Below are 7,720 nucleotides of genomic sequence, written 5' to 3' on the forward strand. Positions count from 1 at the left end.
ACTCCACGGGTCCGGCCTCGCCCTCCTCCTCCCCCGCGGCCCGTCAGCGCCCCGACGGGCACGTTCCGGCGGGAGACAGGGCCACGATCACACCCACGACGCCCTCCTCGATCAGACGGCCTTGCGGGTCGCCCGGATGCCGACGACGAGGCCGACGGCGCACGTGGCGGCCGCGGCGACCGCGCCCCACAGGACGGCGGGGTCGGCGAACGTGCCGCCGAACAGCACGCGCTCGGCGTCGACCATGTAGGTGAGCGGGTTGAACTTCGCCGCCGTCTGCATCCACGACGGGCCGGCCTCGAGCGGCAGCATCATCCCGGACAGGATGAGCAGCGGGAACAGCAGCGACTGCTGCACGCCCCAGAACAGCCACTCGCGGTTCTTCGACGCGAGGGCCAGCGCGTGCGACAGCGCCCCGATCCCGACGCCGAAGACGCCGAGCAGCACCAGGCCTGCGAGGGCGGGCAGCACGTGGAACGTGAACCCGAACGGGATGCAGACCGCGGCGATGATGAGCCCCTGCACCAGCAGCGGCGCGAACTCCTTGAGCGCGCGGCCCACGAGGATCGCCGAGCGGTCCAGCGGCGTCGCGAGCACCCGCTCGTAGGAGCCGGTCATGATCTCGTACAGCAGGTTCGAGCCGGTCATCGAGGTGCCGAACAGCGAGATCATGACGATCACCCCGGGCACGAACCACTGCAGCGTGTCCGCAGTGCTCGCTCCCCCGCCCCCGAACCCGCCGCCGAACGTGCCGGTGAGCAGCGGCCCGAACAGGCCGAGGAAGATCAGCGGCTGCAGCAGCGAGAAGATCAGCGTGAACGGGTCGCGCAGCACCAGCAGGATCTCGCGGGTGAACACCGCCCCGGTGTCCGTGACGAACTTGCCCGGCCCGGTGCGCGTGACGATCCGCGGCGCCTCGTGCTGCGCCGTCGTCGCGGTGGTGGTGGTCTGCTCGGTCATGCTGCCGCCTCCTCGCGCAGGCTCCGGCCGGTGAGGTTGAGGAACACGTCGTCGAGGCTGGCCTGGCGGGCGCTCGCCGAGGTCGTGGCGATGCCGGCCACCCGCAGCGCCTCGATGACGACGGGCAGCGTCTCGGCCCCCTGCGCCGTGCCGACCCGCACCTGCATCCCGGCGCCGTGCGCCGTGACCTCGACGTCGCCCAGGCCGGCGGGGAGCGCGGACCGGACCGCCGCGCCGTCGTCGGTCGCGACGACGGCGGTGAGGGTGTCGTCCGCATACCGGCGCTTGAGGGCGTCGGGCGCGGCGTCCGCGATGATCTCGCCGTGGTCGATGACGACGACGCGCTCGGCCATGCTGTCCGCCTCGTCGAGGTAGTGCGTGGTGAGCACGACCGTCATCCCGTACCGCTCGCGCATCGCGGTGATGTGCCCCCAGAGGTTGGCCCGCGAGTGCGGGTCGAGACCGGTGGTGGGCTCGTCGAGGAAAAGCAGCGGCGGGTGGTTCATCAGCCCGAGCGCGACGTCGAGCCGGCGGCGCTGGCCGCCCGACAGCGACTGCACGGACCGCTTCTCGAGGCCGCCCAGCTCGAGCGCCGCCATGAGGTCGGCGGCCCGCTCCCGGTACACCTCGGGCGGCAGCCCGTAGAAGCGGCCCTGGTTGTGGAGCTCGTCGACGACCTTGTAGCTGAAGCCGCCGCCGTTGCCCTGCCCGATGAAGCCCAGCCGGGCGCGGACCTGCGCCGGGCTCTTGACGACGTCGTAGCCGGCGACGGTCGCCTCCCCCGCCGTCGGCTCCAGCAGCGACGTCAGCATCCGCAACGTCGTGGACTTGCCGGCCCCGTTGGGCCCGAGGAAGGCGACGAGCTCGCCCTCCGCGACGTCGACGTCGATCCCCTTGACCGCCTCGACGGTCTCCTTGCGACGGCTGAACGTCTTGGTCAGCCCTCGTGCTCGGATCATGGCGATTCCCTCTCTCGTACGCTGTACTGGAACTAGTCTCGACTCTAACCATGGGGTCCGACAAGACCCAGGGGCAGACCGGACGACAGGGATGGGAGGATGACGAGCCATGTCGAGCACTTCGCCGTCGAGCACCTCGCCGCAACCGCCGGACGACGGCGTCCCCCGCCCGCCCGAGGTCGTGCGGCGGCTGGCCCTCCTGTGGGACCCGCCGCAGCCGTCGGGCCGCGGCCGCCGGGCCCGGCTGACCCTCGACGACGTGATCGGCGCGGGCACCGCGATCGCCGACGCCGAGGGGCTCGAGGGGCTGTCGATGCGGAAGGTCGCGGGGCGGCTCGGCGTCGGCGCGATGTCGCTCTACACGTACGTGCCGGGGCGCACCGAGCTGCTGGACCTCATGATCGACCGCGCCTTCGCCGAGCTCGCGCTGCCGCCCGCCACGGCGACGTGGCGCGACGGCCTGGCGGCGTACGCCCGGGCGCACTGGGAGCTGTTCCAGCGCCACCCGTGGATCCTGCAGACCAACATGTGGCGCCTGCCGCTCACCCCGTCCGTCCTCGACGCGCAGGAGTGCGGGCTGCGCACCCTCGTGGACACCGGGCTGCCGGAGCGCCAGGTGGTGGAGATCGTCGGGCTCCTCGACGCGTTCGTGCGCGGGCTGGCACGCTCCACCGTCGCGGAGTCCGCAGAGAAGGACGCCTCGGGCCAGAGCAACGACGAGTACTGGACGTCGATGAGCAGCTTCTGGGTGGACCACTTCGACCCGCAGCGCTACCCCACCATGCTGCGGATCTGGGACGCGGGCGGCTTCGACGCCGAGGCCACGCCGTTCGAGGCGTCGCTGGAGCGGCTGCTCGACTCCGTCGGCATGGCGATCGACCGGGCGCGCGCGACTTCCCAACCCGGCGACTCGTCCCTACGATGAACTGGTCCAGACCACCTCTCGTTCGGAGGACACCGTGGAACGCACCGTCGTCGTCGCCATCACCGAGGGCCTGCACGCCCGCCCGGCCGCGCTCTTCGCGCAGAAGGCCGGCCAGCAGCCGGTGCCGGTGAAGATCGCCAAGACCGCCGGCGGCGACGCCGTGGACGCCGCGAGCATCCTCGGGATCATGACCCTCGGCGCCTCGGTGGGCGACGAGGTGGTGCTGCGCACCGAGACCGACGGCGACGACGCCACCACCGCGCTCGACGCCCTCGTCGAGTTCCTGTCGCAGGAAGCGGTGGCCTGACGGACAGGCCCGCCCGGCCGAGCGGGTTCTTCCACTCGGCCGGCTGGCTGTTCGGCGAGATGCTCGTCGGGGCGCTCGTCGGGCTGGTCGCCGCCTTCGTGCTCTCGGTCGACGCCGTCGAGCTGGCGGCCGACCCGGACGCCGCGCTGGCGTGCGACATCAACGCGGTCATCTCGTGCGGCACGGTCGGCACGTCGTGGCAGGCCAGCCTGTTCGGCTTCCCCAACGCGTTCCTCGGACTCATCGCCGAGTCCGTGGTCATCACCGTGGCCGTGGCCGGCCTGGCCGGGGTGCGGTTCCCGCGCTGGTTCATGACGGCCGCCCAGACCGTCTACCTGCTCGGCTTCCTCTTCGCGTACTGGCTGCTCTGGCAGTCGATGTTCGTCATCGGCGCGCTGTGCCCGTGGTGCCTGACGATCACCGTCTCCACGACGCTGGTGTTCGCGTCGATGCTGCACTGGAACATCCTCGAGGACACCCTCTACTGGCCCGCCCGGCTGCAGTCGTGGGCGATGTCGCTGGTGCGCTCCGGCGCGTTCGGCATCCTCACCGCCGCGTGGTTCGCGCTGCTCGTGGCCGCCGTCCTGCTGAAGTACGGGGACGCCCTCTTCGCGTGACCCACGCCCGTGTTGTGGGTGGCCGGCGCGCTCAGAGGCCGAGGGGCTCCAGGACGTCGGCCAGCTCACGCCGGACGGCGGCGCGGGCGGCGTCGGCGTCCGGCTGCTCCAGGGCCACCCGGGCGAGGTCGCGGCACCGGGCGAACGACACCCCGGCCAGCACCGCCGCGACGTCCGCGAGCGCTCGCGGCGTCATGGAGAGCGACGTCACGCCCAGGCCCACGAGCACGGGGGCCAGGACGGCGTCGGCCGCCGCCTCCCCGCACACCCCGACCGGCCGGCCGTGGGCGTGCGCGCCCTCGCAGGTGGCGCGCACCAGCTCGAGCACCGCGGGCTGCCACGACGTGGACAGCGCGGCCAGGTCGCCGAGCATCCGGTCGGCGGCCATCGCGTACTGCGTGAGGTCGTTGGTGCCGATGCTGCCGAAGGTGGCGTGCTCGAAGACCCACCGCGACCGCAGCGCGGCGGCGGGGACCTCGATCATCGCGCCGGCCCGCCGCAGCCCGTGCCGCTCGCACGCGGCGACGAACGACCGCGCCTCGTCGGTCGTGGCGACCATCGGCGCCATGACCCAGACGTCGGCGGACTCCGCCTCCGCGGCGGCGGCGATCGCCTGCAGCTGCCGGTCCAGCACCTCCGGGTGCGCGACGGCGGTGCGCAGGCCCCGGACGCCGAGCGCCGGGTTGGGCTCGTCGTCGGCCGTGACGAAGGGCAGCGGCTTGTCCGCCCCCGCGTCGAGGGTGCGCACCACGACCTTGCGGCCGGCGAACGCGGACAGCACGCCGCGATAGGCGGCGACCTGCTCCTCGACCGTCGGCTCGACGTCGCGCCCGAGGAAGCAGAACTCGGTGCGGAACAGCCCCACGCCCTCGGCGTGCGCGGCGACGGCGGCCTGCGCCGCCTGCGGGTCGGCCACGTTGGCGAGCAGCTCGACCCGGTGCCCGTCGGCCGTGCGGCCGTGGCCGTCGAACTCGCGCTCCACGCGCACGGCGTCCCGCGCGGCCTCGACCTCGGCGTCCGACGGGTCACGCAGCACGGTGCCGGCGCCGCCGTCGACGACGACGGTCTCGCCGTCGGCGAGGTCGTCGGCCCCGCGGGCGGCCACGACGGCGGGGATGCCGAGCGCGCGCGCCAGGATCGCCGTGTGCGAGGTGGGGCCGCCGCCGCTGGTGACGATCGCGACGACCGCCTCCGGGTCGAGGGTCGCCGTGTCGGCGGGGGCCAGGTCCTCGGCGACCAGCACGAACGGGTGCCCCGGCGAGGGGACGCCCGGAGGCCGCACCCCGGTGAGCTCGGCGACGATGCGGTCCCGCACGTCGCGGACGTCGCGGGCCCGCTCGCTCAGCGGCGGGCCGAGCGGCTCGAGCTGGGCGGCGAGGGCGTTCGCGGCGTCCCACACGGCCCGCTCGGGGGTCGCGGCGGACTCGCGCACGCGCCGCTCGGCGTCGGACGCGAGCGTGGGGTCGGCCGCCATCGCGGCCGTCACGGCGAGCACGTCCGCCGCGGTCCCCGTGGCCTGCGCCGCCTGGGCGGCGAGGCGGTCCCGGACGGCCGACGTCGCGGCGCCCAGGCGGGACACCGCGTCGTCGGCGCCGGAGGCGTCGGACGTGTCGAGGGTCGCCTCCGAGGGCTCCGGGACGGGGGCCGGCATCGTCACGACGACGCCGGCCGCCCGCCCGGGGCTCACCGGGGCACCGGTGAGGGTGGTGCTCATCAGACCCCGTCCTTGCCCTTCGCGGAACCGTCCCCGGCCGGAGAAGCGTCCGTGCCGATCGCGACGGCCTCCTTCTGGTCGCTCACGGCCTGGTCGCCGACGACGGCGGCAGCCGCCTCGGGGTCGTCCTCGCGGCCCGGGGTCTTGAGGTTCCACCTCGTGATGACGAACCGGAACAGGAAGTAGTAGATGACCGCGTAGCCGAGCCCGATCGGGATGAGCAGCAGCGGCATCTCGGCGATGCGGAAGTTCAGCAGGTAGTCGATCACGCCCGCGGAGAAGCCGAACCCGTCGCGGATGCCGATCGCGTTGACCAGCGCCATCGAGGTGCCGGTGAGCACGGCATGGATCGCGTACAGCGGGTAGGCGACATAGACGAACGCGAACTCGAGCGGCTCGGTCACGCCGGTGACGAACGCGACCAGCGCAGCGGAGCCCATGACGCCCGCGATGACCTTGCGGTTCTTCGGCTTCGCGGTGTGCACGATGGCGAGGGCGGCGGCGGGCAGCGCGAACATCATGATCGGGAAGAAGCCGGTCATGAACGTCCCGGCCGTGGGGTCGCCGGCGAGGAAGCGGAAGATGTCGCCGTGCGCGACGTTCCCCGCGCTGTCGGTGTAGGAGCCGAACTGGTACCAGGGCAGCGAGTTGAGCAGATGGTGGAGGCCGATCGGCACGAGCAGGCGGTTGAGCGTGCCGTACACGAACGCGCCGATCACGGTGGAGCCGGTGACGAAGCCGCCGATCTGGTCGTTGAACAGCCAGTCGAAGGCGGGGTAGATGAGCGAGAAGACCACGCCGATGATCACGGAGACGCCGGCGGTGACGATCGGGACGAAGCGACGGCCGCCGAAGAACGCGAGGTAGGCGGGCAGCTTGATCCGGTAGTACTTCTGGTACAGCAGCGCGGCCGTGAGGCCGATGACGATGCCGCCGAGCACGCCGTAGTTGATGAGCTCCTGCTCCTCACCCTCGGCCGGGAGGCCCAGGATGGTGGGCGACAACGCGTCCGTGACGCCCTTGAAGACCAGGTAGCCGATGAGCGCGGCGAGGCCGGTGGAGCCGTCCGCCTTGCGGGCATACCCGATGGCCACGCCGAGGGCGAAGATCATCGCCAGGTTCGCGAAGAGCGCGTTGCCGGCGGCTCCGAGGACGTCGGCGACGGGCTGCATCCACGGGAGCGTGCCGGCCACGCCGTCGGCACCCAGCATGTCGGGCTGCCCCAGACGCAGCAGCAGCGCGGCGGCGGGCAGCGAGGCGATGGGCAGCATCAGCGAACGACCGACGCGCTGTAGCTGCGCCAGGCCGGGGAATCCCCGCTTCTGCTTGGTCTCTGCGACCGTGGTCATGGTTCTCCTCCGATGGATGGCCCGGGGGGCGGGCATGTCCTGCAGGCCGTGCCTGCGTCGTCCGGCGGCAGTGTCGCGACGTCGGGGCGTCATTGCCGGTGATCCACACGCTGCCACCGGCAGGTTGTCTGGACCACTTGCAGGAAGAGTGGTCTAGACCTCATGATGTGTCAACCCCGCGCTCCCGCCGGGGAGACAGCGCACCGGTGACGGCCGAACCCCGATACTGGTCCCGATGTCGCACAGCACGCAGATCGATGCCGATCACAGGGCAGGACAGGACACGAGGATGGTCAGGGACGGCGCTCGCCCCGGCGAGCACAAGTACGTCGCGGTGCGCGCGTACCTCGCCGACCTGGTCACGACCGAGCTCTCCGTCGGCGACGCGATCCCGTCCGAGCGCAGCCTCACCGAGAAGTTCGGCGTCTCGCGGATGACGGTGCGCCAGGCGATCGACGCGCTCGTCACGGAGGGCGTGCTCGAGCGCGCCCAGGGCCGCGGCACGTTCGTCGCGCCGCCCCGCGCCGACTTCGAGATGCGCCTGACGACGTTCGGCGAGGAGGCGCGACGCCGCGGCCTCACGCCCGGCGCCACGGTGCTGCGGTGCGAGCAGCGCCCCTCACCCGCCGCTGTCGCCGAGGCGCTGGACCGCGAGGTCGGCACCCCGGTGCACCACGTGGTGCGGCTGCGCACCGCCGACGGCAACCCGATGAGCGTCGAGGAGTCCTGGATCCCCGTCGACCTCGCCCCCGACCTGCTCGACGACGGCGTGCCCGAGAGCATCTACGCCGCCCTGCGCGAGCGCGGCCTCGACCCGACCTGGGGCGAGGAGGTCATCACCGCCGCCGACGCCACCCCCGAGGAGCTGGAGGCCCTGCAGATGCAGGGC

The 7,720-nt window shown here is 72.8% G+C and carries 8 protein-coding genes; 4 read left to right on the forward strand and 4 right to left on the reverse strand.

The genetic code is table 11. From position 1 onward, the window contains the following. Positions 1–111 precede the first annotated feature (111 nt). Both ACFWEK_RS16185 and ACFWEK_RS16190 read right to left on the reverse strand, forming a co-directional pair. Positions 112–960, reverse strand: a complete 849-nt coding sequence (locus ACFWEK_RS16185; RefSeq protein ID WP_430554690.1) for an ABC transporter permease — start codon at positions 958–960, stop codon at positions 112–114. Continuing rightward, positions 957–1,919, reverse strand: coding sequence for an ATP-binding cassette domain-containing protein (locus tag ACFWEK_RS16190; protein WP_430554691.1), 963 nt, complete (start codon positions 1,917–1,919; stop codon positions 957–959). The genes ACFWEK_RS16185 and ACFWEK_RS16190 overlap by 4 nt, the downstream gene beginning before the upstream one ends. A gap of 109 nt (positions 1,920–2,028) precedes the next feature. Here ACFWEK_RS16190 and ACFWEK_RS16195 point away from each other — a divergent pair, with 109 nt between their 5' ends. The 3 genes from ACFWEK_RS16195 to ACFWEK_RS16205 are packed head-to-tail and all read left to right on the forward strand — an operon-like array spanning position 2,029 to position 3,768. Further along, on the forward strand, positions 2,029–2,844 hold the full coding sequence (locus ACFWEK_RS16195) for a TetR/AcrR family transcriptional regulator (RefSeq protein ID WP_430554692.1): 816 nt from the start codon (positions 2,029–2,031) through the stop codon (positions 2,842–2,844). 34 nt (positions 2,845–2,878) lie between these two features. Further along, a complete protein-coding gene (locus ACFWEK_RS16200; protein WP_430554693.1) occupies positions 2,879–3,151 on the forward strand; it encodes an HPr family phosphocarrier protein in 273 nt (90 codons plus the stop codon). Between the two features lie 59 nt (positions 3,152–3,210). Further along, positions 3,211–3,768 carry a vitamin K epoxide reductase family protein gene (locus ACFWEK_RS16205; RefSeq protein ID WP_430554694.1) on the forward strand — a complete coding sequence of 186 codons (558 nt, stop codon included), beginning with the start codon at positions 3,211–3,213 and terminating at the stop codon, positions 3,766–3,768. Between the two features lie 31 nt (positions 3,769–3,799). Here ACFWEK_RS16205 and ptsP read toward each other — a convergent pair whose 3' ends face one another. After that, complete coding sequence (gene ptsP / locus ACFWEK_RS16210; protein ID WP_430554695.1) at positions 3,800–5,482, reverse strand: phosphoenolpyruvate--protein phosphotransferase; 1,683 nt, start codon at positions 5,480–5,482, stop codon at positions 3,800–3,802. After that, the gene (locus ACFWEK_RS16215; RefSeq protein ID WP_430554696.1) at positions 5,482–6,831 is read right to left on the reverse strand and encodes a PTS transporter subunit EIIC; all 1,350 of its coding nucleotides are present in this window, start codon (positions 6,829–6,831) and stop codon (positions 5,482–5,484) included. The genes ptsP and ACFWEK_RS16215 overlap by 1 nt, the downstream gene beginning before the upstream one ends. Positions 6,832–7,120: 289 nt before the next feature. Here ACFWEK_RS16215 and ACFWEK_RS16220 point away from each other — a divergent pair. Beyond that, positions 7,121–7,720, forward strand: a 600-nt coding sequence (locus ACFWEK_RS16220) for a GntR family transcriptional regulator (RefSeq protein WP_430554697.1), incomplete at its 3' end; no start/stop codon positions are given.

Origin of the sequence: Isoptericola sp. NPDC060257 (assembly GCF_042726645.1) — a bacterium.
GTDB classification, from domain to species: Bacteria; Actinomycetota; Actinomycetes; order Actinomycetales; family Cellulomonadaceae; genus Isoptericola; species Isoptericola nanjingensis.

Bases quoted from the DNA above. Each gene is read 5' to 3' on its own strand.
- ACFWEK_RS16185 (WP_430554690.1), bottom strand. From the start codon at position 960: ATGACCGAGCAGACCACCACCACCGCGACGACGGCGCAGCACGAGGCG.
- ACFWEK_RS16190 (WP_430554691.1), bottom strand. From the start codon at position 1,919: ATGATCCGAGCACGAGGGCTGACCAAGACGTTCAGCCGTCGCAAGGAG.
- ACFWEK_RS16195 (WP_430554692.1), top strand. From the start codon at position 2,029: ATGTCGAGCACTTCGCCGTCGAGCACCTCGCCGCAACCGCCGGACGAC.
- ACFWEK_RS16205 (WP_430554694.1), top strand. From the start codon at position 3,211: ATGCTCGTCGGGGCGCTCGTCGGGCTGGTCGCCGCCTTCGTGCTCTCG.
- ptsP (WP_430554695.1), bottom strand. From the start codon at position 5,482: ATGAGCACCACCCTCACCGGTGCCCCGGTGAGCCCCGGGCGGGCGGCC.
- ACFWEK_RS16215 (WP_430554696.1), bottom strand. From the start codon at position 6,831: ATGACCACGGTCGCAGAGACCAAGCAGAAGCGGGGATTCCCCGGCCTG.